This window comes from Finegoldia sp. P2-F-LR (genome assembly GCF_052932265.1).
Genome location: NZ_JBRFJF010000004.1, coordinates 95,205 through 120,075 on the forward strand (window position 1 = coordinate 95,205; position 24,871 = coordinate 120,075).

General features: G+C 31.5%; 25 protein-coding genes, 1 tRNA gene and 1 other RNA gene. 17 read left to right on the forward strand and 10 right to left on the reverse strand.

The window, feature by feature from the left end; all coding sequences use genetic code 11:
- Positions 1–9 precede the first annotated feature (9 nt).
- From ACU68W_RS03620 to ACU68W_RS03630, 3 genes are all read right to left on the reverse strand, one after another.
- Positions 10–1,302, reverse strand: coding sequence for a glycine/sarcosine/betaine reductase component B subunit (locus ACU68W_RS03620; protein ID WP_094203371.1), 1,293 nt, complete (start codon positions 1,300–1,302; stop codon positions 10–12).
- 109 nt (positions 1,303–1,411) lie between these two features.
- Positions 1,412–1,732 (reverse strand): thioredoxin TrxA, encoded by a 321-nt coding sequence (gene trxA / locus ACU68W_RS03625; protein WP_002835444.1) that lies wholly within the window; start codon positions 1,730–1,732, stop codon positions 1,412–1,414.
- Positions 1,733–1,753: 21 nt separating this feature from the next.
- The gene (locus ACU68W_RS03630) at positions 1,754–2,128 is read right to left on the reverse strand and encodes a GrdX family protein (protein ID WP_094208367.1); all 375 of its coding nucleotides are present in this window, start codon (positions 2,126–2,128) and stop codon (positions 1,754–1,756) included.
- Positions 2,129–2,460: 332 nt separating this feature from the next.
- Here ACU68W_RS03630 and selA point away from each other — a divergent pair, with 332 nt between their 5' ends.
- Positions 2,461–3,849 carry an L-seryl-tRNA(Sec) selenium transferase gene (selA, locus tag ACU68W_RS03635; RefSeq protein ID WP_094223265.1) on the forward strand — a complete coding sequence of 463 codons (1,389 nt, stop codon included), beginning with the start codon at positions 2,461–2,463 and terminating at the stop codon, positions 3,847–3,849.
- A gap of 262 nt (positions 3,850–4,111) precedes the next feature.
- Positions 4,112–5,245 carry a YkvI family membrane protein gene (locus ACU68W_RS03640; protein ID WP_094223266.1) on the forward strand — a complete coding sequence of 378 codons (1,134 nt, stop codon included), beginning with the start codon at positions 4,112–4,114 and terminating at the stop codon, positions 5,243–5,245.
- Between the two features lie 191 nt (positions 5,246–5,436).
- On the opposite strand, the gene grdA is transcribed toward ACU68W_RS03640, so the two are convergent.
- Positions 5,437–5,913 (reverse strand): glycine/sarcosine/betaine reductase complex selenoprotein A, encoded by a 477-nt coding sequence (gene grdA, locus ACU68W_RS03645; RefSeq protein ID WP_094209516.1) that lies wholly within the window; start codon positions 5,911–5,913, stop codon positions 5,437–5,439.
- A 175-nt stretch (positions 5,914–6,088) separates the two neighbouring features.
- Positions 6,089–7,021, reverse strand: coding sequence for a thioredoxin-disulfide reductase (gene trxB, locus ACU68W_RS03650; protein WP_094205391.1), 933 nt, complete (start codon positions 7,019–7,021; stop codon positions 6,089–6,091).
- Positions 7,022–7,459: 438 nt separating this feature from the next.
- On the opposite strand from trxB, the gene ACU68W_RS03655 reads away from it, so the two are divergent.
- Complete coding sequence (locus tag ACU68W_RS03655) at positions 7,460–8,860, forward strand: alanine/glycine:cation symporter family protein (protein WP_094223269.1); 1,401 nt, start codon at positions 7,460–7,462, stop codon at positions 8,858–8,860.
- Positions 8,861–9,112: 252 nt separating this feature from the next.
- On the opposite strand, the gene ffs is transcribed toward ACU68W_RS03655, so the two are convergent.
- From ffs to ACU68W_RS03670, 3 genes are all read right to left on the reverse strand, one after another.
- An RNA gene (gene ffs, locus ACU68W_RS03660) (signal recognition particle sRNA large type) lies at positions 9,113–9,376 on the reverse strand.
- Positions 9,376–9,466, reverse strand: a tRNA-Ser gene (locus ACU68W_RS03665). The genes ffs and ACU68W_RS03665 overlap by 1 nt, the downstream gene beginning before the upstream one ends.
- 171 nt (positions 9,467–9,637) lie before the next feature.
- The gene (locus tag ACU68W_RS03670; RefSeq protein ID WP_094223270.1) at positions 9,638–9,892 is read right to left on the reverse strand and encodes a GlsB/YeaQ/YmgE family stress response membrane protein; all 255 of its coding nucleotides are present in this window, start codon (positions 9,890–9,892) and stop codon (positions 9,638–9,640) included.
- A gap of 189 nt (positions 9,893–10,081) precedes the next feature.
- On the opposite strand from ACU68W_RS03670, the gene ACU68W_RS03675 reads away from it, so the two are divergent.
- From ACU68W_RS03675 to ACU68W_RS03690, 4 genes are all read left to right on the forward strand, one after another.
- Positions 10,082–10,981, forward strand: coding sequence for a Ppx/GppA phosphatase family protein (locus tag ACU68W_RS03675; RefSeq protein WP_094223271.1), 900 nt, complete (start codon positions 10,082–10,084; stop codon positions 10,979–10,981).
- A gap of 1 nt (position 10,982) precedes the next feature.
- A complete protein-coding gene (locus ACU68W_RS03680) occupies positions 10,983–13,172 on the forward strand; it encodes an RNA degradosome polyphosphate kinase (RefSeq protein WP_446756135.1) in 2,190 nt (729 codons plus the stop codon).
- 47 nt (positions 13,173–13,219) lie between these two features.
- Positions 13,220–14,002 (forward strand): Mrp/NBP35 family ATP-binding protein, encoded by a 783-nt coding sequence (locus tag ACU68W_RS03685; RefSeq protein WP_094206896.1) that lies wholly within the window; start codon positions 13,220–13,222, stop codon positions 14,000–14,002.
- Positions 14,003–14,159: 157 nt separating this feature from the next.
- Positions 14,160–15,143, forward strand: coding sequence for a helix-turn-helix domain-containing protein (locus ACU68W_RS03690; protein ID WP_102164355.1), 984 nt, complete (start codon positions 14,160–14,162; stop codon positions 15,141–15,143).
- Between the two features lie 60 nt (positions 15,144–15,203).
- On the opposite strand, the gene ftsH is transcribed toward ACU68W_RS03690, so the two are convergent.
- Positions 15,204–17,090 carry an ATP-dependent zinc metalloprotease FtsH gene (gene ftsH / locus ACU68W_RS03695; protein ID WP_446756136.1) on the reverse strand — a complete coding sequence of 629 codons (1,887 nt, stop codon included), beginning with the start codon at positions 17,088–17,090 and terminating at the stop codon, positions 15,204–15,206.
- A 9-nt stretch (positions 17,091–17,099) separates the two neighbouring features.
- Positions 17,100–17,537: a MarR family winged helix-turn-helix transcriptional regulator gene (locus ACU68W_RS03700; RefSeq protein ID WP_035109253.1), complete on the reverse strand. Its 438-nt coding sequence runs from the start codon at positions 17,535–17,537 to the stop codon at positions 17,100–17,102.
- 124 nt (positions 17,538–17,661) lie between these two features.
- Between ACU68W_RS03700 and ACU68W_RS03705 the strand changes: the two genes are divergently transcribed.
- The 10 genes from ACU68W_RS03705 to rimI all read left to right on the forward strand — a co-directional run bounded on the left by ACU68W_RS03705 (position 17,662) and on the right by rimI (position 24,835).
- Positions 17,662–18,336: a hypothetical protein gene (locus ACU68W_RS03705; RefSeq protein WP_102164357.1), complete on the forward strand. Its 675-nt coding sequence runs from the start codon at positions 17,662–17,664 to the stop codon at positions 18,334–18,336.
- Positions 18,336–19,874 carry a chloride channel protein gene (locus ACU68W_RS03710; protein WP_446756137.1) on the forward strand — a complete coding sequence of 513 codons (1,539 nt, stop codon included), beginning with the start codon at positions 18,336–18,338 and terminating at the stop codon, positions 19,872–19,874. The genes ACU68W_RS03705 and ACU68W_RS03710 overlap by 1 nt, the downstream gene beginning before the upstream one ends.
- Entirely contained in the window at positions 19,867–20,829 is a 963-nt protein-coding gene (locus ACU68W_RS03715; protein WP_446756138.1) for a hypothetical protein, read from the forward strand. The genes ACU68W_RS03710 and ACU68W_RS03715 overlap by 8 nt, the downstream gene beginning before the upstream one ends.
- A 2-nt stretch (positions 20,830–20,831) precedes the next feature.
- Positions 20,832–21,413 (forward strand): sulfurtransferase-like selenium metabolism protein YedF, encoded by a 582-nt coding sequence (gene yedF / locus ACU68W_RS03720; protein ID WP_094205400.1) that lies wholly within the window; start codon positions 20,832–20,834, stop codon positions 21,411–21,413.
- Positions 21,413–21,667 carry a DUF3343 domain-containing protein gene (locus ACU68W_RS03725; RefSeq protein ID WP_002835422.1) on the forward strand — a complete coding sequence of 85 codons (255 nt, stop codon included), beginning with the start codon at positions 21,413–21,415 and terminating at the stop codon, positions 21,665–21,667. Before yedF ends, ACU68W_RS03725 begins: the two co-directional genes overlap by 1 nt.
- A gap of 3 nt (positions 21,668–21,670) precedes the next feature.
- Positions 21,671–22,510 carry a mechanosensitive ion channel family protein gene (locus tag ACU68W_RS03730; RefSeq protein WP_446756139.1) on the forward strand — a complete coding sequence of 280 codons (840 nt, stop codon included), beginning with the start codon at positions 21,671–21,673 and terminating at the stop codon, positions 22,508–22,510.
- Positions 22,500–22,727 carry a DUF951 domain-containing protein gene (locus ACU68W_RS03735; RefSeq protein WP_373276985.1) on the forward strand — a complete coding sequence of 76 codons (228 nt, stop codon included), beginning with the start codon at positions 22,500–22,502 and terminating at the stop codon, positions 22,725–22,727. The genes ACU68W_RS03730 and ACU68W_RS03735 overlap by 11 nt, the downstream gene beginning before the upstream one ends.
- Before the next feature lie 17 nt (positions 22,728–22,744).
- Entirely contained in the window at positions 22,745–23,734 is a 990-nt protein-coding gene (locus ACU68W_RS03740) for a GtrA family protein (RefSeq protein WP_446756140.1), read from the forward strand.
- Positions 23,735–23,856: 122 nt separating this feature from the next.
- A complete protein-coding gene (locus tag ACU68W_RS03745) occupies positions 23,857–24,330 on the forward strand; it encodes a hypothetical protein (protein WP_278735621.1) in 474 nt (157 codons plus the stop codon).
- Between the two features lie 61 nt (positions 24,331–24,391).
- Positions 24,392–24,835 (forward strand): ribosomal protein S18-alanine N-acetyltransferase, encoded by a 444-nt coding sequence (gene rimI, locus ACU68W_RS03750; protein ID WP_306479305.1) that lies wholly within the window; start codon positions 24,392–24,394, stop codon positions 24,833–24,835.
- The last annotated feature ends 36 nt before the right edge of the window (positions 24,836–24,871 follow it).

Here is a 24,871-nt window from a genome sequence, read left to right on the forward strand (position 1 = left end):
TTCTTTATATTAATAAGTTTTTGCTGTTAATCTGTTGAATCCAGTTTCGTTAGTAGCTCCTGTGATTGCTTGGATTTCTACTTCGATAGTACCGTCATCTTTTAATGCTCCATCAGATCCACCTGCGATAGTGTCAACGAATTGGATATGACCAATTACTTTGTCCATCTTTGGTAAAGTGATGAATTGGTTAGCATTACCACCAGTTACTACTGCGTTTGCAGCTGGGTCAGCATCTGCTAATGATTGAGAAGCACCGTCACGTCCTGCATATTCATCAGTGATGATAACAGTTTGGATTCCTTTGCCTTCAATCTTCTTACAGTTCATGATTAAGTCAGTATCTGGGTTACCGAAACCTTCTTGTGATACGATAGCAGCGTCAGCTCCTAAGAATTCACAAAGTTTTGCAGTCATGTCAGAGTGTCTGATCTTATCCATCAAGTATACATTTTCGTTAGTAATTACAACTCCTAAGAAGTTGATTGATTTACCGTGTTCTTTGTATAATTCTCTGATTACACCATTGTTTAAGTGAACGTAAGTTGGGTTTTTGTCACAAGCACTTACACAGTTACCTGAACAAATTGCTCCGTCCATAATTTCAGTTGGGTATAAGAAAGTTGGAATAATTTTCTTAGCGTCAACTCCATAAACATAAGTGTCGTGTAATAAACCTTGAGTTTGTAACATGTAAACATATACAACTTTTGGTAATTCTGGATATTGTTTAACTTGTTCTAAGATTGGAAGAGTTTCGAATGTTTCCCATTCATCTGCTTCTAAATCTTTTGCTAATCTACCGATGAAATCAGTGATTCTTAAACCAGCCATTCTAACGCCAGCTTCGTGATTGTGTTGTTTAACACCTTCAACTGGTTCGATAGTTACTACTAAGTTAACTGTCTTAGAGAATGGAGTATATTCAGCACCTAAACCTGACATATCGATGATACCTTCTTGGAATCCTACGATTTTACCTGTTGTAACAACAGCCATGTCTTTAAGAGCGATAGTTTTACCTGAACCAACAGGATCAACTTTATTTAATATTCCTGGGAATATTTCTCCACCTTCAACTTTAACTCTTGGTTCGTTAACATCCTTAACTGGTGTTATACGAGTGCTTTCGCCTGGATGAGCGATATCAAAATCAATTGATTCTAAGTGTTCATCATCAGCTACACCTGATACATCTGCTAATTCTTTCTTATTAAGATACAAAATGTGGTCTTCGATTCTTGACTCACCTTCATCAAAGATGATGTCTTTAATAAAAATCTTACCTAATTCAAGACGCATATCTTAACCTCCTATAATAATTTTTTATTTAAACTCAATAGGGGAGTGACCCCTAATGAGTTTTTAACTAATTTTCTTCTACTTTAATCTAGTTTAATCTAGCTTTAGATTAGTTGTAGTGTTTTTGGATCATTGCTTCTATGTTTTCCAAATTAGCGTCATCTTTATTGATTTCATCAATTTTTTGACCGTCTTTGTACATTAACATAGTTGGTAATCCTAATACTTGTTGTTTGATAGCAACTCTTCTAGCTGAAGTAATGTTTAGTGAACAGAATTTAATTTTGTCACCGTATTTTTCAGCTAATTCATGAACGCCTGGCATAAGTGCCTTACATGGTTCACATCCGTCACTCCAGAAGTCTACGAATACTAATCCTTCAGCTTCTAATACTTCTGGTTCAAAAGTTTTCTTGTCTAATTCTAACATTTCAAATGCCTCCTAAAATTTTTATATTAATATTCTATCCAAAGTTTGACTAATGATGTCGAAATCGACAACTCTGAAATCATCTAAGATTTCAGCTGGCCAACGTTTTGGTTTAGAAATATTCATAAACTTAGTTGCAGTATTGATAGATTCTTCAATCATCATCAAGGAATCGGTATCAAATTTGTCACTCTTTTCCAAAATAACAGATCTAAAAACAGTTTCGTTTGGTTTTACTGATCCATAAAGTGGGTGAGTGACTAGGCGATAATTTTGATGAATTAAATCGCGAGCTTTTTTCAAAATTCCGATGTAGTCGATATCAATGTATTCAACTGTTACATCATTCCTTTTGATAGCATCTTTAAAAAATTCATTGTTTGTGATTAATAACATCTTTTACCCTACCTGTCTTTTGATTCGTTATAAGCTATTTTCTAGCTCAATATTATTATATAACAAAATCACTCAAATGTAATCATATATAGGAAATCATAATAACCGCTCATAAAAAATCACAAATTACTTTATCGAATGAAATTTATTTTGTTAAAACCAAAACATTAAAACGTAAATAAAAAATTCGAATTCTATTCTGATTTAAAAAGCGATTACGATCTTCCAATCGCTATATGATAGACAATTCTCTGCTCTTATATTATAATTTACTCATAAGTTAATGTCAAATACGTATATAATATATAGAAGAAAATGGAGGGCAAATAAAAATGGGAGCTAATTTACAAGAAATGTTCAAGAAACTTCCTCAAGTTTCAGAAATTTTAGAATCGGAAGAAATTTTAAAAGCTTATGAAGAATATCCTGAAAGTTTAATTAAAGATTCTGTTAGAGAATCCATAGAATTTTTTAGAAATAGAATATTAGATAAAGAAGATTTTGATTTTTATAACAAAGATGTTATTGATAAGGCATTTGAACTGATGGACAAAAATTTTTCTCCATCATTGAAACCAGTAATAAATGCAACAGGAGTTATTTTACATACAAATCTTGGTAGATCATTATTAAATGAAAAAGTTGTTGATAATTTGTGTAAAATCGCAGGGAATTATTCTAACTTAGAGTACGACTTAGATGAAGGCAAAAGAGGCTCAAGATATGTCCATGCTGTAGAACTTTTAAAAAGAATCACAAAAGCAGAGGATGCTGTAGTTGTAAATAATAATGCGGCTGCTGTTTTTCTTGCCTTAAATACTTTAGCTCAAAACAAACAAGCTATTATAAGTAGAGGAGAACTTGTTGAAGTCGGGGGATCTTTTAGAATATCTTCAATTATGGAAAAATCTGGTGCAAAATTAGTAGAAGTTGGTTCAACTAACAAAACACATTTATACGATTATGAAGATAATATTAATGAAGAAACTGCTCTTATAATGAAAGTTCATACTTCCAATTATTCTGTAGTAGGATTTAGCGAAAGTGTAAGTGGAGATGAATTGAGAGATTTGTGTGATGAGAAAGGCATACATTTAATAGAAGATTTGGGTTCAGGTTCGTTGATAGATTTGTCAAAGTTTGGACTTAGTTATGAAAGAACTGTGAAGGATTGTATAAATGAAGGAATTGATTTGGTATCATTTTCTGGCGACAAGATTTTAGGTGGACCTCAAGCAGGAATTATTGTTGGAAAGAAAGAATTGATATCTAAAATCAAGAAAAATCAATTATTGAGAGCTTTCAGAGTTGATAAATTTACATTAGGAGCTTTAGAGGAAACTCTAAAATTCTACTTAGATGATGAAAAGGCAATTGCAAATATCCCAACTTTGAAGATGATATCCATGCCAAAAGAAGAAATTCTTAGAAAAGCAGAAAAACTTAAATCTATGATAGAAAAAGAAGTGGACTTGAATATGGAAATTATGGAATCTCAAAGCGAAGTTGGAGGTGGGGCATACCCGTTAGACAAACTAAATTCGTATTCTATTGCCGTTAAACCAGAAATGAAAGTATCAGAATTTGAACGTAGACTTAGACTATCTGATGAACATATTATTGGAACTGTTCACGATGATACATTCTTCATGGATTTAAGGTGTGTTTTTGAAAAAGATTTTGAAAGAATTGTAAAAGTAATAAAATCTAATTTATCGTAGAAAACTATGAGGAAAATCCCGGATTTTTAATTCGGGATTTTTGACTATTTGAACAAAAAATTTAGAAAAAATGCAGGAAAATATTTACAAAGTTAGAATTAATATGTTATAATGACTAAAAAGGATTTTATCCTTGTTTTTTTACTGTTTATTGTTTTAATGTAAAAATTTTAAGTTAAAAATATTTAACTCTTTGCATTTTTTGGAAAACGATACACATTAAATAATGTCAATCAGAAGAAAAATCAATAGGAGGTAAATTATGAAACAAAAGTATAACATAGGTCAGGTAATCACCTATGCTGGAGCTTTTATTGCATTACTTATAGGCTCTGGATTTGCAACGGGCCAAGAAATTTTACAATTCTTTTCTTCATATAGATTATATGGACTTATAGGAATTATGATTTGTTTTGGGCTGTTTACGTTTGCAGGATTATCATTCTTAAACGACGGTTATTATTCAAAATTTGAAAAACCAAACCAAATTTACAAATTGATGTGTGGAAATAAGATAGGGGCTGTAGTAGATTACTACGCAGTATTTTTTATTTTCTTATCTTATACAGTTATGATTGCCGGTGCACAAGCGACAGCTGTTCAACACTTTAATGCCCCAAAATATGTTGGTGGAGCTATTATGGCTGCGGTTGTTATTTTAGTCGTAATGCTTGGATTAGGCAAGATTGTAGATGTTATCGGTAAGATTGGACCAGTTATTGCGATAATGGCAATAGTAATAGGGTTAATTTCTATATTCATGAATATGGGTAATTTACAATCAAGTCTTGATCTTATTGAGAAATTAGTTAACAGTGGAGAAATTAAAGTAGCTAGTAAGAACTTCTTCCTATCAGCTGGATCATATGTAGGGTTTAATATGATATGGCTAGTTGCGTTCTTGGCAGAAGTTGGAAACACTGCAAAAAGCTTAAAAGATGCAGAAGCTGGAGTTTTCATAGGTTCTACTGGATTTTCAGTTGCAATATTCATCATGAGTATAGCAATTATTTTATCAATTCCTGATTTGTACGATTCACAAATTCCAGTATTGGTTTTAGCTGGTAAAATTCATCCAGTTCTTGCAACAATATTCTCAATATTTATAATGTTGGGTATATTTACAACATCTGTTCCATTGTTGTGGACTGTAACAGGAAGATTCTTTGATGAAGGAACTAAGAAATACAAATTATTTACTTTAATAGCTGGAATTGTTGGAGCAATCATTGGATTGACTTTGAAGTTTGACTCATTAGTAAACATCGTTTACGTTGTTAATGGATATATAGGAATGGTTCTATTAGCATGGATGATTATAAGAAGTGCAACAGGAAAAGCTAAAAAACAAAGAATGGAAGCAGCACAAAGAAATAATATTGAATTTGAAGATTAAATTAGTCGGCGATTTGTATCGCTGACTTTTTAATGAGTTTATTTATAAAAATTTACTATTAATCAGATAAATTATTAACAAAATAATTTATTATAAAAATCGAATATCCAACAAAAAACAGCCTAATTAAAGGCTGTTTTCTTTTTAAATAATAATAAGAAGAATATTCACTTTAAGTGAAATGTTAGATTTTATAAAAATTTACAATATTCGCTTCTGATATCGTTCATTTCTTCAGCGATTTCATCAACGTCAAGAACCATTTCCATCATACCAACTTGTTCATCATAAACGTCAGCATCGAATTGTTCTTTACATTCTTCTTCAACAACATGGTAAACTAACAATCCAAGTTCAACGCCTGCTAATGGGCCTGCGAATGTTGGGTCACCTGCTGTTACTGTTTCAGCTGCAAGACCTGCAGCTTCAGCTTCTGCGGCACCTAGAAGAACCACTACGTTTTCAGCTCCGTATTGTTCAGCGAAGTCTTTAACTCTCTTTTGGTTTTCTAAGTCCATAGCTCCTGCGCTAGTTCAGACAAAGCATTCAGTACTTGAGAAAATTACTTCTGTATTTTCTACTGTGTTTACACATGTTTCAATTGCAAGACCTGGAATTCCGTCACGGTCTCCAATGATTATAACTTTTTTATTTTCTAAAAAACCCATAATACATCCTTTCTTTATTTTAAAATATATTTTTCATTCTAATAAGAAGAATGAAATTACCACAATCGAACGCCTATCGTTCGTTGACATCATTATAATATCATAATAAAAAAAAATTGCAAATTTCACAGCGGAAATCTGCAATTCTTTTATAGAAAATCTCAATAAATGAAATTTAGAATTTATCTACGTATTTTTCAGCTTGAGTAGCAGCGATAGCGCCGTCTGCAGCAGCTGTAACTACTTGACGTAGAGTTTTTTGTCTAACATCACCAGCTACATAAACGCCTTCAACGTTAGTGTGCATTTCTTCGTCAGCTAAAACATATCCGTAATCATCTAATTCGATTTTACCTTTGAATACATCAGAGTAAGGGATTGTACCTACGAATACGAATACACCCATAGTTCCGTCATCTTCGTCACAGTGGTATTCTTCTTCGTTACCTGATTCTTTGTCAACCATAACGATTGATTCCAAGATTCCTTCACCTTTGATTTCTTTAATAGAAGTGTTGAATCTCATAGATAAGTTATCACATTCTTTTGCTTCGTCTTCAGCAGTCTTATCACATTTCAAGTGATCGCCTCTAACTAAAAGAGTAACTTTTCTAGCAAATTTTGTTAAGTAAGTAGCTTCTTCAACTGCAGAGTTACCACTACCAACAACAAATACTTCTAAGTCAGTAAAGAAATCTGCATCACAAGTTGCACAGTAAGATACACCTTTACCAGTGAATTCTTTTTCACCAGGGCATCCTAATTTTCTTGGAGCAGCACCAGTAGCTATAATAACAGATTTTGCTTCTAATACATCTCCGTTTTTTAATGTAAGTTTTTTAACTTTGTCAGAAAAATCAACATCAACAACATCTGCTCTTCTAATTTCAAGACCGAAGTTGTCGATTTGGTCAGCCATTTTTTTGATTAAGCTTGGGCCAGATTCTCCAACAATTCCACCTGGATAGTTTTCAATAGAATCAGTAGTAGTGATTTGACCACCAGTTTTTTCTTTTTCAACTATCAATGTGTTCATTTTAGCACGTGCAGCGTATAAACCAGCTGATAAACCAGCAGGGCCAGCACCAATAATAATTAAATCATACATGTAAATTCACTCCTTAAATTTCTTTTGAGTAAGAACTCTATAAATAATAATATCATAAAAGGTCAAAAAAATCACTATTAAGCGTTTAGTTAATGTTAAAAAATAATTATAACAAAAATGTAACAATTAAGTTGTTAGCATAATATAGCAGTTAGTTTACAATAAAACAATAAATATCTGTAAAATAATAAAAATTTTAGTAAAGTTATTGCATTTTACTAAAAACATAGTATAATAATAGTAAGAGATATGAAAAGATTTTCATAAGTGATTTGGTTAGATTTACTTAGTCAAGCATTAGCATTAATTTATTTAATAATCCAGGATATAAGATTTTAAATGCTTGACAGAGGCAAATTTGAGAGAAGATTTGTTGTATCATAGTATAATCACAATAAAGGTTTTCAAGTATCTCAAAAAATTTAAGGAGGAAATTTTATGGATCAAAAAGCATTAAACGATACCATAGTGGCCATCAACAGTTTTCTAAGTAACAACATTTTATTGATTGCGCTTTTAGGTTGCGGTATATTCTACACAATCTATTCAAAAGGCGTTCAATTTAGAAAATTAGGCGCAGCATTTAAACAAACTTTTGGAGGAGTTTTCTCAAAAGAAAAGAAATCTGAAGATGAAGGAGTATCTTCTTTCCAAGCATTAGCAGTAGCAATTGCAGCACAAGTAGGTACTGGAAACGTTGCAGGGGTTGCAACAGCAATCATGGCAGGTGGTCCAGGTGCAATATTCTGGATGTGGCTTGCAGCAATATTAGGTATGGCAACAATATATGCCGAAGCAACTTTAGCACAAAAATTTAGAGAAAAAGACGATGAAGGTAACTTCGTCGGAGGTCCTGCTTACTACATTAAAAATGGTATTGGACCAACTCATCCTGGATTAGCAAAAGTAATGTCAGTAGCATTTGCAGTTTTAATAGTAATTGCATTAGGATTTGTAGGAAACATAGTTCAATCAAACTCAATCGCAACAAGTGTTGTAGCAGCAGTTGAAGGAGCAGGCGGACACCTTAACCCAATAATTGTTGGTATAGTAGTTGCAGTTTTAGCAGGTGGAGTATTCATTGGTGGTATTAAGAGAATTGCAAACTTTGCTCAATTAGTAGTTCCTATCATGGCATTGATTTATATCGTTGCAGCAATAATAATGATGGTTAAATTCCATGATCAAATTGGACCTGCATTTAAACTTATATTCCAAGCAGCTTTCAATCCAGAAGCAGCTCTTGGTGGTGCATTAGGTATCACAATTAAGGCAGCAGCAGCAAAAGGTGTTGGTAGAGGATTGTTCTCTAATGAAGCTGGTATGGGTTCTACACCACATGCTCACGCTACAGCTCATGTAGCTCACCCTGTATTACAAGGTTACACAGCTATGGTTGGTGTATTCATCGATACAATTGTTATTTGTACAGTAACAGCTTTAATGATTTTAGTAACAGGTGCATGGACAGACAAAAGCTTGAACGGAGCATTGGTTACTCAAGAAGCTTTCACAAGAGCATTTGGTACAGGTGGTACAGTTCTACTTGCAGTTGCATTAGGATTCTTCGCATTTACAACAATAGTTGGTTGGTACTACTTTGGTGAAACAAACATCAGATTCTTATTCGGTCATAAAGGTTTGTGGCCTTACAGAATTTTAGTAATATTATGTATCATCGCAGGTTCTTTACAAGAAGTAGACTTAGTATGGAACACAGCAGACTTAACAAACTCATTAATGGTTATACCAAACATTATTGCTATCATTATGCTTCATAAACACGTAAAAAATATGAGCTTGCATTATGAAACAAATGGTAAAGAAGGTTCATTATAAAATAAGTCAAGATTTATTTATAAGAGATAAAAAACATCACGAAAGTGATGTTTTTTATTTTCCTAAAATTCTATTGAAGAATAAATGTTGTTTTTTGTGTAAAATGATAAGAATTTGATCTGGAATATGAGAAAATAAATGGGAATTTAAAAAGTAAGTATTCAAAACTTGAAAATTAAACAAGAAAATTAAAAAGTGAATTGTATTTAAAAAAATGCAAAAAAAATTACCAGATAAATCTGGTAAATATGTAAGCACACCCGAGTCTGTTAGAAAAAGCGGAGGCGATTCCTAATAGTTAGCTCAAAATAGGCACCCTCACATCACACAGAAATAACTGCTTATGGCTGCTACCTTCCGATCCTGACCAGGTTCACAGGTTCCTGTTGCGTGAGACCCACTTCTCAACACCACTTTTTAAGTTCATACCAACACTTTTAATCCCGCGCTCGGGAATTCGATCCTGCTGTAGCGATTGCAGGTTACAGGGCATCGCTAATTCCCCATCTAGTGCATGGCGGAGAGTAAGGGATTCGAACCCTTGAAACACGTTAATGTTTACATGATTTCCAATCATGCTCCTTCGGCCAACTCGGACAACTCTCCATATATCATATTGTTAAATTATAATATGATAATTTAAATTTGTCAAATTTTTACATAGTTAACAATAATACAAGAATTTTCAAATATCAAGCAGATAATTATTATAATTACTGAATTAAAGGAAACAAAAAAAGTAGTATGCCCTAGTTGACATACTACAGAAAATTCTATTTATTTTTTCTTTTTGATTGCGTTTATTATAGATAGTAGGATTACTGAACCTAATATTGCAACTAAGATGCTGTAAATGTTAAAACCATTTACTCCGCTTTTTCCGATAATGCTCATTACCCAGCCACCAATTGTAGCTCCGACAATACCGCAAAGAATGTTAGCGCCTGCTCCCATACTTGCATCATTACCAGTTATTTTAGATCCTAACCATCCTGCTAATGCTCCTACTATAATCCATGATAAAATTCCCATATATAATACCTCCTTGTTAGTTATAATTTCTTACAGTTTTATTTATACCCTCGGTTATCCAATTTTAAACATAGATCGTAAAAAATATTTGATAAATTGTAAAATTAACGTAAATAATTTGAAAATTTATTGTAAAACACTTATGAAAACAGATAAGATATAGTAAAATTAAATAAAGAGGTGTTATTAATGATTTATGCAGTCATAGATATAGGTTCAAATACAATAAGATTATCAGTATATAAGGTGATTAAAGATTCTGTAAAAAATCTTTTTAATGAAAAGTCCACAGCATCTTTAGCATCGTTCATTGAAAAAGGAGTCATGAATGAGCACGGCATTCAAAAACTAATCAATACTTTAAATGAATTCAAGAATTTAATATCAAATTTCGAAGATATTTCAAAAACCTTTGCAATTGCTACGGCGTCAATTAGAAATTCTTCTAATAGACGAGAGATAATTGAGAGGGTTAGAACAGAAGTTGGAATGGATATTGAGCTAATAAGTGGAGAAGAAGAGGCTAAGTTATCTTTTTTAGGTGCGGGAATTGATTCAAAAAGTGGAATTCTTACTGATATAGGAGGAGGAAGTAGCGAAATAGTAGTTTTCGAACAAGGAAAAGTTGTTAGAACTTCAAGTTTAAATATCGGATCGCTTGTAGCATTCGATAATTTTTCAAAAAATTTGTTTATGACAAATGATGAGAAGAAATTGTTAGAAGATGATATCAAATTAATGCTTGCTTCTAATAATCTCAACAGAGTACAACACGATATCGTGTGTGCGGTCGGAGGAACTGCTCGTGCTTGTCTGAAATTATACAATGAAATTTATGACAAAGAGTCTGGTAATGTGATTATTACGATGGATGGACTAAAAAAATTGATTAATACACTCATGAGTATGCCTGATAGGGAAAAAATGAAGCTTATTTTAAAAGTTAAGGCGGATAGGGTTCACACATTAATTCCAGGAATGATTATTTTGTATAGAATTTCTAAATATTTTTATGCCGATATTATTAGAATTAGCATGACAGGAATTAGAGAAGGTTTTGTTTATCATAGAATTTTAGGAAGGGGATAAAATGTACGATATTTCGTTTACGCAAAATAGGGAACTATCGTGGTTGAAATTTAACCAAAGAGTTCTTGAGGAAGCATCTGAAAAGAATGTAGAATTATTTGAAAGGTTGAAGTTTTTTTCTATTTTTGATACTAATTTTGAAGAGTTTTTCATGGTTAGAGTGGGTAGTCTTACTGATATCAACGATATGAAAAAGAAAGTTATTGACAATAAGACTTTGATGAATGCACAAGAGCAATTAGATTGTATCATGGATGAATCTAAAAAGCTGTATGAGAAAAAAGATTCTGTTTATGAAGATTTAAAAAAAGATTTACAAAAAGAAAATGTAAATATTTGTAAAGTTGATGATTTGGATTATAAAGAAAAAAGGCTTGTTTATTATTACTTTAATTCTACCATTGCTCCTGTATTGAGCTTTCAAATTGTAGACAGGGTTCATCCATTTCCTCAAATTCCTAATTTAGCTATTGTAGTTTTGTTTCAACTGACTTCTCAATCTAAGAGCAAAAAACAATTTATGGGATTGATCCAAATTCCAGATAAAATTAAAAGATACTTTAAACTATCTGACACTAAAGTTGTTCTAATTGAGGATATCATAAGAGAATTTGGTCAAGAAATATTCGATAATTATGAATGTCAATCAAAATACATTTTGTCTGTAACCAGAAATGCTGACATCGATTATGATGATGAAGACTTAGAATTAGACGATGATTACAGATCTTATATGAAGAAGATGATAAAACTCAGAAAAAGATTGAGACCTGTAAGACTCGAAATTAATGAATTTCCTAATGATGATACTAAGGATTTTTTGTTGAAAAACTTGAATTTGACACAACATCGTATGTTTGTCACAAAAAGTCCAATGAGATGTGGATTTTTGTTTGATTTGGTATACGATATGCCAAAGGATGTAATTCAGAAATATACTTATGAAGAATTTTCTCCACAAGATTCTTCGATGATATCAAAAGAAAAATCTGTCATAGAACAAGTTTACGATAAGGATTTGTTTCTTTCTTTTCCTTATGAATCAATTGATCCATTCATAAGACTTTTGAATGAGGCTGCTGAAGATGAGTCGGTAGTTTCCATCAAGATTACAATTTACAGGTTGGCAAAGAATTCTGAAATCACTAAAGCCTTGATAAAAGCGGCTGAAAACGGCAAAGAGGTCGTAGTTCTTATGGAATTGAGAGCGAGATTTGATGAAGAGAATAATATTTTGTGGTCATCTAGGTTAGAAAATGCTGGTTGTAGAATTATTTATGGATTTGACCATTACAAGTGTCATTCTAAGGTTTGTCTGATTACTAAGATAAAAGATGAAAAAATTTCTTATATAACACAAATTGGAACAGGAAATTATAACGAAAAAACAGCGAAACTCTACACCGATTTTTCGTATATGACAACAAGACAAGAAATAGGTGAAGATGCGAAGGAACTTTTCGATAATTTTTTGTTAGGAAATTTGAATGGTGAGTACAAACATTTGATGGTTAGTCCTCATTCTATGCAAGTTGGACTAGAAAAATTAATCAATGAGCAAATAGAGAAAGCTAAGGTTTCTGATGATGGTTATATTAGAATCAAAATGAATTCCATTTCAGACAGAAAATTAATCGATAAACTATCTAAAGCATCTTGTAAGGGTGTAAAGATTGATTTGATGGTGAGGGGAATTTGTTGTTTGGTTCCGGGAATAAAAGATAAGACTGAAAACATCAATGTTTATCAAGTTGTAGGTAGGTTTTTGGAACATCATAGAATTTATCAATTTGGAAAGGCTGAAAATTGCAAACTATACATTTCATCGGCAGACTTCATGACTAGAAATATTAGAAAAAGAGTTGAAGTTGCAGTTCCAATTTACGATGATTTTATTAAGCACAGAATTTTAAATTTTATGGATATAATGTTTGATGATGATACTAAAATCAGAAAATTAAATCCGGACAAATCATACTCAAGAATTGAAAATACTGAGAATAAGAATGCGCAAGAAATATTGATAAATATTGCAAAAGAAAATTCTGAAAAACAAAAATCAGAAGTTAATGATGATGACAGAGTTATTAACTCAAAATGCAATAATAATGCAAACCAAGATAATAATGATAGTAAAAGAATAAATTTATTCGACAAAATTAAGAATTTCTTCAAAAACTTGACACATTAATAAATTATGTGAGAATATTTAGGTATAATTTTTAATGGGGTGAAATTATGACAGAAAGAAAAGTTCCTAATTTTTTGATCGAATCAAATACAGGAAGTAATATAAAAAACATCGTTGGAATAGTAAGTGGTAAAGGCGGGGTAGGAAAAAGCCTTGTCACATGTCTATTGGCAAACGAAATGGCAAAAAAAGGATATAAAGTTGGTATCATGGATGGTGATATTACAGGACCATCTATTCCGAAATATTTTGGATTAACTGAAAAGGCGACAGCTGACGCTGAGGGTCACATCAACCCAGTTACGACATCTAATGGAATCAAAGTTATCTCAATGAATTTGATGCTTCCAAAAGACGATGATGCAGTAATTTGGAGAGGACCTGTAATCGCGGGCGTTGTTAAACAATTTTATCAAGATGTAAATTGGGGAGATTTAGATTATTTGTTTGTGGATATGCCACCAGGAACTGGTGATGTTCCATTGACAGTATTTCAATCAATTCCGATTAAAGGAATTGTTGTAGCGATGTCTCCATCAGGACTTGTCGAAATAATTGTAAAAAAAGCATTGCACATGGCAAAAATGATGGGCAAAAAAGTCATAGGATTAGTTGAAAATATGAGCTACTTGGAATGCCCTGACTGTGGAAAACACATCGAAGTTTTCGGAACAAGCACTGTTGATAAAATTGCACAAGAAGAAAATATCGATACAGTTTGCAAACTTCCAATTAATCCAGAGATTTCAAAATTAACTGAAACTGGAAAGATAAGTGAAGTCGAAACAAATTATTTGGAAAATATTACAGAAAAAATAGAAACTTTATAAAACTTATAAAACTAGCTCGTTTGGGGCTAGTTTTTTTCATAAATGACGGAAATATCATAAATGCAACCGGTAGTTGCGTAATTTCAAATCAAAGTTTGTAGCAATCAACTGCAAGATTTCATAAAATTAAATTAACAAAAATTCAAGGAGGTTTGAAATGATATTAAGTGACAAGATAATTCTTCTTAGAAAAAAGAATAATCTAACACAAGAAGAATTGGCAGAAAAATTAGGAGTTAGCAGACAATCTGTATCGAAATGGGAAATGGGAAACTCAATTCCAGATATTAATAAGATTATTCAATTGAGTGATGTTTTTGGAGTAAAAACAGACTATTTATTAAAGGATGAAATTGATGATATTGAATATTCGGATGATACTGTCGAAGAGTTGGAGGCTAAGAAGACAATTAGTGTAGAAGATGCTAATGATTTTATGAGTGCATATGAAGAATATTCAAATAACGTTGCTGAGAGCATAAGCTTATTCATAATATCTCCTGTTGCAGTTTTGGTATCTCAAATCATAGCATTAACAACAAATGTTAAGAGCGAAGATTTTTTCGTCATAGGAGGAATTGTTGTATTATTTCTTATAATTGCTTTTGGTGTATATAAATTGATAGTGAAGGCGAATTTAATTGAAAAATATGACTTTATTTCAAAAGAATCATTTAATTTATCATATGGCGTAAAAGGATTAGTTGAAAAGAAAAAGGAAGAAAGAGAACAAAAAGATAATAAAGCAATAGCCGCTGTGATAATAATGTATATATTATGTGTGATTCCTGTCATACTTGTATCTATATCAGAAAGCGAAGTATTGCAATTATCGTCTGTAATATTGTTGTTAATTATTGTATCAGTAGCTACTAATATTTTAATCAAAAAGCTTTCTGTGATATCAAGTTATAACATGTTACTTCAAGTAGAAGATTACACTATGAAAAATAAAAAATTGAGAGAAAAGATGAGCGGATATGTTACAGCTTATTGGCTAATAATCACAGCAGTATACCTTGCAGTTAGTTTGTATACGAACAGATGGGAAATCACTTGGGTGATTTTTGCAGCAGGAGCGGTTTTATTTGCGGCATTTTATTTCATCTTAAAATCTCATTTCAACAATAAAATGAAATAATAAATCAAAAAAACATTCTCTAATATTGAGCAAAACTCAAAATAGAGAATGTTTTTATTTTTATAAATCGCTAACTGTAGTATCGTCGACTTCTTCTTTTTTCACTGTGTTTTCATCTATTTCAGATTTCTTTTCATCTTCAAGATTAAGAATTTCCATGAATTCTTCTCCAGTGATAGTTTCTTTTTCTAGCAAGAATTTTGAAATTTCGTGAAGTTTATCGATGTTTTCAGTTAAAATATTTCTAGCTTTTTCGTGAGCAGCTTTTATTATAGATTCTACTTTATTATCTATTTGACCTGCTTTATGATCACTTGCAGCTAAAGTATTGCCACCGCCAAGATATTTTGAGTTTGTAGTTTCCAAACTCATCATGTCGAATTCGTCAGTCATACCGTACTGAGTGACCATCGCACGAGCGATTTTTGTAGCTTTTTCTATATCATTTGAAGCTCCAGTAGTTCTTGTGTTAAACACAACTTCTTCTGCACTTCTTCCTCCTGTTAATGTAACTATCATGTTAAATAGTTCTTCTTTGTTCATGAGGAATTTTTCTTCTTGATCTACTTGCATTGTGTAGCCCAACGCACCGCTTGTTCTAGGAATAATTGTAATCTTAGTAACTGGGGCGGAATGTGATTGCATTGCAGCAACTAATGCGTGTCCAACTTCGTGATAAGCTATAAGTTCTTTTTCTTTTGGAGTTATAACTGTGCCTTTTCTTTGTTGACCAGCTATTACAACTTCAACAGATTCTATCAAATCTTCTTGTGTTACGATATTTCTTCCCATTCTAACAGCTCTTAGTGCAGCTTCATTGACTATATTTGCCAATTGAGCACCACTTGTACCTGCTGTCATCAAAGCAACAGCTTTGTAATCCAAATCTTTTTCGATTTTGATTTTACGCGCGTGAACTTTAAGAATATCGATACGTCCTTGTAAATCTGGAAGTTCAACAGGAATTTGTCTGTCAAATCTACCAGGTCTAGTAAGTGCTGGGTCTAAAATTTCAGGTCTATTAGTAGCAGCGAGTATAACAACTCCTGAATTCCCACTGAAACCGTCCATTTCATTTAATAATTGGTTAAGAGTTTGTTCTCTTTCGTCGTTACCAGAAATTCCTGCAGTATCACGTCTCTTACCGATTGCATCGATTTCGTCGATGAATACAATACAAGGAGCTTTTTCTGCTGCTTGTTTGAACAAATCACGAACTTTACTAGCTCCTAATCCTACAAACATTTCAACGAATTCTGAACCACTCATTGAAAAGAATGGAACTTTTGCCTCACCAGCAACAGCTTGTGCAAGCAAAGTCTTACCAGTTCCAGGAGGACCCACTAATAAAACACCCTTTGGCAACACTGCACCAATTTCGTTGTATCTTTTTGGATCGTGCAAGAAGTCAACAACTTCCAACAAAGCATCCTTGGCTTCTTCTTGACCAGCAACATCTGTAAATTTCTTGCCAGTTTGACTTTCAACGTAAATTTTTGCGTTGCTCTTACCAAATTGTAATGCGTTGCCTCCCATTTTCTTAGTAGCTTGGCTCATTGCTAATTGCAAGAATCCAAATATTATTATAAATGGCAAGACAAATTGCAAGAAAATTGATAAAAGTGGTGCGTATTTACTAGGTATGTCGCTTGAAAATTGGACTTTGCTTTCCAATAGACGATCGACTAATTTTTCGTCTCTAATCAAACCTGCTTTATAAATGACGTTGTTTTTATCCTTTGCTTTGAAATTGATATGAGTGTCTAATATTTTTACCTCTTTAACTTCTCCTTTATCGAGCATTTCGATAAATTTATTATAAGGTACTTCTTCTTCTTTTGTTTTTGAAAAAGTAGGGAAAAGCAAGCCGGCAACCACAGCATAAAGAACTATAGCTAAAAGATAATAAATTATTATCTTCTTCTTATTTTGCTTGTTTTCTTTCATATTTTGCCACTACATTAATTCAACGTTTAATTTTTCGTTTAATAAATTCAAACTTTTGATAATACTATTGTATTCTTCGTTAGTTAATTTAATTTGTTTTTTGTATTTTTCAGAAATTTCTTCAACGATATTGTTGATGATTTTCTTACCTTTTTCTGTCAAGCGAACAGTAACAATTCTTTCGTCTTTTTCAGATCTTTTTCTTGAAACATATCCTTCTTTTTCTAGTGCTTTACACAAGTTAGAGATGTTTCCACCAGCCATACCAACTAAAACTCCGATATCACCGATAGTCAAATCATCATTTTTGCCTAATTCAAATAAAGTTTTAACTTTCATAATAGTTAATCCGTATTTATCTGAAATTGGTGCCAATAAAGCGTCTGTTTTACGATAAGTTTCTCTCAACAATTGAGATAACTCTGTGTTAATTAAATTGTAATCCATATTTTCCTCCATTTAATTTTTAAAATATTATGTGTTTTGATATAATAAAATACACATAAGTGGTTATCCACTAATTACAGTATATATGTTAATTATATAGAAATTATGGAGATAAATGTAAAATATGGAAAATTTTAATAAAAAAGACTATAAAAAATTGTGGGTGAATTTTGAATCTAGTACACAAGCTATGGATTTACTCGTAATTTTGAATAATATAGAAATTTTTGAAATATCTTTAATCACAATAGAATCTGATGTAAATAATAACGTTCTAGATTTGATGGATAATTTGGATTGGGATGTAGAAGTTGTATTTTTGAAAGATTTTATGAGTGAAAATGATGTCGTATTATCAAGATTTTTAGGTGATTTTAAAAATATTGATTTGCTGAATTTCTCTAACATGAAATATTTGTCAGAATTTTTTGCGGAAAACACTGAGGCTCTTGAATCATTAGATGATATTTTCATGTACGATAAATATGTCAAATCAGAAAACAGCGATTTGAATGTATTAAATGGTAAAAGTGTGTTTATGATTACGAATGACACATTTAACAAAAATGATTATACTGATATTTTGAATGAAATGTTTGATGAATCATCAGAAAAACTAATTGAAGATTTGTTCTTGTTGTACGCATACTCCAAAAAAGATCATTTTATTTATGCACAAACAAATTTAAAAATTGATGAAGAAAATAATTTGATTGAAGGAGAGGGCATTGAAACGTACATTTCAATTACATATAATATCGACAGATTTAGAGAATTTTTAGAAAGCGTGATTATTTAATGAAAAAAAAGTTTAAAATAGGCTCTTCTATGTCGCTTTTCTTAGGAAGTTTATCCATCGGAGTATTTTCAGGTGGACTGGCTGTCTTTTACAGATATTTGTTAAGTAAATTAGAAGTGGTTAGAAATGCCGTTTATTCTAACAACAGCTTTCCAAGAGCTATTTTAATTATCGCAGTATCATTTGTCCTAGGAATTGTGGTTAGCAAATTACTTAAATGGGCTCCACTTTCTGGTGGTAGTGGTATTCCACAAGTTCAGGGAGAACTTATTGGAGCATTTAACCAAAATAGTTTCAGAGTTACTGTTTCCAAAATTGTAGGAGGAGCAATTGCCTCATTAGTGGGACTTTCTTTGGGAAGAGAAGGCCCTTCAATTCAATTGGGAGCTAGTAGTGCTAAGTGGCTATCAGAAAAATTTGGAAAAAGCAAAACGGATGAGAAATTGTATTTAACTGCAGGAGCTGCGGCAGGTCTTTCAGCTGCTTTTTCAGCACCAATTTCAGGTCTTGTTTTCATATTGGAAGAACTTCACAAATCTTTTTCAAAAAAAGTAGTTGCAATAAGTTTTGCAGCAGCGGTTATTGCAGATGTTATTGCAGTTTGGGTTTTCAAAATCAAACCAGTGTTTTCGTTTGGAATGACCTATGCACTGCCAACAAAATACTATTTATTGATTATTCCGATGATTATACTTTGCTGCGCCGTTGGGAAACTATTTAATTATTCAATCACGTTTTTCCAAGATGTATTTGCGAAGATTAAGCTTGAACAAGATTTGAAAATAGCAATATTTTTTGTATTTGTATCTGTAGTTGGATTATTCTACAAAGATATTTTAGGTGGCGGACATTCATTTATAGAAAACATGGCAACACATAATTACCATTCATTTTTGCTTTTAATAATACTTTTGTTATTCAAAATGTTTATGACATCGACATCTTATGCAACTGGAACTCAAGGCGGAATTTTCTTGCCAGTTTTGGTTCTAGGTGGAATTACTGGATTATTTTATTTTAATTTGATGAGTGCTTTCGGCGTTGTACAAGATGTTTATTTGTCAAATTTTGTAGTTCTTGCAATGGTTTGTGTTTTGACAGCTGTTGTTAGAAGCCCTCTTTTGAGTGTTGTATTGGTATTAGAATTGAATGGAAATATGGCTCATTTATTGGGGTTGGCATTTTGTTCAATCATGGCATATTTTATATGCATGGCATTAAATTTCGAACCAATTTACGATATTTTATTGAAGAGAATGTTGAACAAAAGGGTTGTCGGTAAAGGCGTTAATGACAAATTCACTATGTTTGATATTAAACTTGGATATGAAAATTGTGTTTCTAATAAAAAAATCAAAGATATTGATTTTCCAAAAGATGCTTTAATTGCAGAAGTGGATTCAAATGGCGAAAAATACGTTCCAAATGGAGATAGTGTACTGAAAACAGGAGATATCGTCACTGTTTTAGTAAAAGATGAACAACTATACGATACCAGAATGAAAGTTCTTGAAGTTTTTGGAGAAAAAAATGAATAAAATAAAGGAAAACTTAAACTATATTCTTCTAGCAATAGTTGCTCTTTTAGTATGCATCTTGATAGTAATGATGTTTTCTAAGAAAAATGTATACAATATTAACACTGGAAATAGCACCGTATTGAAGAAGAATTACGTAGTAACTCACTACGATAACAAGATTTTGATGTACCAAAATGAAAACTTAATTCTAAAACAAGATTACGACGACAAAAAGCCTTATTATTTTGATGGCAAATTTCTTTATTTGATTGATAAAAAGGATTTGTTGCAATATAATACAAAAGGAAAAGTGAATTCGAAGCTATCTTTTAAATCTGATATTTCTTATATTTTTGCAAACAAAGACCATATTATTGTCGATACACAAAATGAATTTTCAATTGTTAATAATATGAAAATTTTGGAAAGCTTTGATATGAAAGACGAAGTATCTAGCTTGATAGCGTCGGATAAATCAAATTATGCTTTTAGCACGATAGGAAAGCGTGATGGAAGAATTTTTTCTAAGATTTACATGTACGATGACAAGGGACTCGTTTACAAAAATATATTCATAGATAAGCCGATTTTTAGAATGAAATATGTTGAGGGCAAATTAATCGTAGTGTTTGATGGATACATCAAAGTTTTTGACAAAGCTAAAATTACAAAATCGAAATCATTCGACGGTACAAAAGATGTTGGAGTTTCAGATAAAAATGTATATGTAATTACAAAAACTGGAGAACTTTTAATTTACGATAAGGATTTGAATTTAGTGAGCCAATCTAAAATAGATGATTCACTTAAAATATATTCTAATGACAAAAACTGCATATTATATAACCAAAATGGGTATTTTATGTTTGAGGATTCCAAACTAGTGGAATATAAAGCATCGGATCTTAAATCAATAACAGGAGAAGATGATTTTTATTTAGTATTTAATAACAGAATAGAAAGGATTAGGTAATTATGGAAATTGTAGATGCAAGAGGACAAGTTTGTCCAAGACCAATTATTATGACAAAAAATGTATTTGATGAATTAGAAGAAGGTACAGTTAAGACACAAGTTGACGACATGTACTGCGTTGAAAATTTACAAAAATACGCAAATGGTCAAGGTTTCGAATTCAGTTATGTAGAAACAGATTATGGCTTTGAAACTACTATTGTAAAAGAAAAGGGAGCAGAAAAGAAAGTTGAAGAAACTAACGGTAATTTAGTTTTAGCATTCTCAAGCGATAAAATGGGTGATGGAGATGAAAAATTAGGAAAATCACTTATTAAATCATACATTTATTCTGTAGCAGAAGCTGACGAAGTACCAAGTACACTTTTATTCTTCAACTACGGAATACATTTGACAACTGAAGGCTCAGAAGTTATCGACGATTTAAAGAGAATCGAAGAAAAGGGTGCAAAGATTATGACTTGTGGCGCTTGTTTGGATTTCTACGATAGAAAAGAAAAACTTTTGATAGGCGAAGTTACTAACATGTATGTAATTTACGATACTTTATCAAAAGCAGACAGAAATGTAATTATAAGATAATGGAAAAAATATTACTAACTTTTACATCAGTTAATTTTACAATGATGACAGAAAGTAAACTTGTGAGTATGGGATACGATATTAAAACTATCCCTACTCCAAGGGAAATTTCTGAAAGTTGTGGATTAGCTATTATGTTGGATCCTGATAAAAAAGATGAGATGATTGCATTGAAAAAAGAACTTCCAATCGCTAAGATATGGTCGTATCTTAAAGTAGATGGAGTAATTTTTGTAAATGAGGTAAAAGAATAATTCATGTTATTTAATATTGAAAAATTCAATCAAATATTTTATAATTCTGCTGGTCAACTAAATTTGTTGGCCAAGATTTTATTATCCCTGCTAATTATCGTGCTTACGCAAATCGTCGTAAGCATTTTAACTAAAAGCTTCGATAAATTATTGATGAAAAAGGGAAAATCTATTGAAGGCAGACAAATCACAGTTACTAAATTAATAAATAATACTGTTAAATATATTATTTATTTCTTCTGTGCAGTTCATGTCCTAGATTTATTCGGTGTCAAAACTGATAAAATATTGGCTACTGCAGGAATAGGTGGGGTTGCCATAGGTTTTGGTGCACAATTTATAATAAGAGATGTAATCAGTGGACTTGCATTGATTCTTGAAAATCAATTCAAAGTCACAGACCATGTGATTATAAACGGAATTGAAGGTAACGTTCAAGAATTGGGACTTAGAGTTACAAAAATTAGAGGATTTGACGGAGCTATTCATATGATTAGTAACGGTCAAATCAACACTGTGACTAATTTATCCAAAGAAAACCAAAGAATTGAAGTTAAAATGGAAGTTCCAATCAAGTACAGTTTGGATCAATACACTGAAATCATAGATGAAATTTCTAATGAATTGGTAGATGAGTATTCAGATATTGTAAAAAAACCAGAACTAATAGGCGTTACAAAAATGGACAAAAACTCCATGACTATTACGATTTGGGGTAGTTGTAAACCAGAATCTCAATACTTGTATCAAAGAGAAATTATCAAAAAGTTCATAGAAAAAGCCAAATCAAAATCAATGGATTTGAATTGTTATTTTGTAGCAGGTGATGAAAATGAAATATAAAGTAAATGATATTGTAACACTAAAAAAAGGTCACCCATGTGGTGAAAACAAATGGGAGATTTTAAGAACTGGAGCAGATATTAAATTAAAATGTTTGGGTTGCGATAAAATAGTGTGGCTTACAAGGTTAGAATTTAATAAAAGAATCAGAAAAATTCAAGATAAAAACGGCAAATTTGTATCCATAGTTCATTACGAACCAGAAGATGACGAATAAAAAACGATAGGAGAATTATGAATTACGTTGTAATACCAGCGTACAAACCAGATGAAAAACTAACAAAATTGGTGGAAAATTTAAACAAAAACCACCTCAATATAATTGTGGTTAAAGACGGTCCGTGCGAATATGATTTTTCAAAACTTAATAATATAGTTCTTCTTGAGCATCAAACAAATATGGGAAAAGGGGCTGCACTTAAAACTGCATTCAAATATTTGAATGCACAACAAGCGTCAGGGACTGTGGTTACAAGTGATGCGGATGGACAACATTTGGTTAAGGATATTCTGAAATTGATAGAATATTCTGAACAAAATCAGGATAAATTAATACTTGGAGTGAGAGATTTGAAAAGAGGAATACCTCTTAAATCTCTGCTTGGCAATACTATAACTAGAATGGTATTTTATTCTAGTTCATCAAAATACATCAAGGACACGCAAACAGGACTCAGAGCTTTTAATACGTCTAATCTTGATAAAATGATAAGAATCGAAGGCGAAAGATACGAATATGAAATGAATATGCTTTACGAATTCGATTCTGAAAGCATAATGCAAGTTCCTATCGAAACTATTTATATAGAAAATAATGAAACAAGTCATTTTAATGCACTAAAAGATTCAGTCAAAATCTACAAAAGCATACTGAAATTTTCTGCGTCAAGTTATTTGAGCTTTTTAGTGGATTATTTTACTTTTTTATTGTTGGTTTACAAATTAGACGTACAAAGTTTGGTGCTGTCCAATATAATAGCAAGGGCAGTGTCAAGCACGTTTAACTTTTATGTGAATAACAAATACGTATTCAAAAACAAGGATAAAATCCTAAAAAAATACATCAAATATGTGACACTCGTAGTGTTTATACTGGCCTTGAATACTGTTGTGTTGAAAATTTTGTCAGGCTTAGGAATTAAAGTTTTTGTGGCAAAAATCATAACTGAAGCTTTGATGTTCATAGTAAGCTACAACATTCAAAAAAGAATAATATTCAGATAGCACTTTTAATAGAAAAAATTATAGAATTTTTAATAGAAGTGCTTTTTTAGTGCAAATCTTTAAAATTTTGTAGATTTTTGTGCATTAGGTTTGTTGTATAATAATTTTGAAAGGAGTTTATTATGAAAAAAATTGGATATTTGTTATTTGCCATTATCATTTCATTATTAATGGTAAGTTGTGCGCAAAGTGACAAATCAAGAGTCTCTGATGAACTTAACTTAAAATTAGTTAAAGCAAATCAAATCATGAAATACGATGATCATGGAGCAATGGGAGATGGAACAAGATTTATAACATTTGAATTTGATAGTAACGATACATTGAATCAGATAAAATCGGATAGTAACTGGAAGAAATTTCCATTGGATAAAACAACGAAAACTTTAATGTATGGAGATGAAAAAACATCATCTTATGTGACGGATCATAATTCCAGATCGCTTTTTCCAGAAATTTCTGAAGGTTATTATATGTTAATCGACAGACAAGAAGATAAGAGTCAAAATATTTTAAAACGTTCATCTTTAAATTTTACACTTGCAGTTTATGATACAAAAACTAATACTTTGTTTTTTGCTGAAATTGATACTTAAAATTGAACATATAATAAAAAATAGCAAACCTACTTAGGGCTACTATAAGAGAGTGATAAAATTGATTGTACAAATAGGAATTGACAGGATTGATGAGATAGTGGAATTTGAAAATTTGTGTTTTTCATCTGAAGCTTGGTCAAGAGAACAAATAATTGATGTTTTAAATGACAAAAGAACGATTTACCTTTGTTATGAAGAAAGTGGAAAAATAATTGGATTAATATGCCTTTACAATTGGTGTTCTGAGAAAGATTTTCTTAAAATATTTAGCATTGCAACTCATCCTGAACACAGAAATCAAGGAATAGCACATGAATTGTTAAAAGAATCAATTAAAATAGCTTCAAGCAATGAGATCAAAAGAATAAAAGCTGAGACTAGAAAATCTAATTTTAAAATGCAAAAAGTTTTTGAAGATATGAACTTTAAAAAAACGGATATGGTTGAAAATTATTACGAAGAACCTGACGAAGATGCTTTAATTTATGAATGTCATTTATAAAGAATAAAAGATTTACATCTTTACGTGTAAATAAAA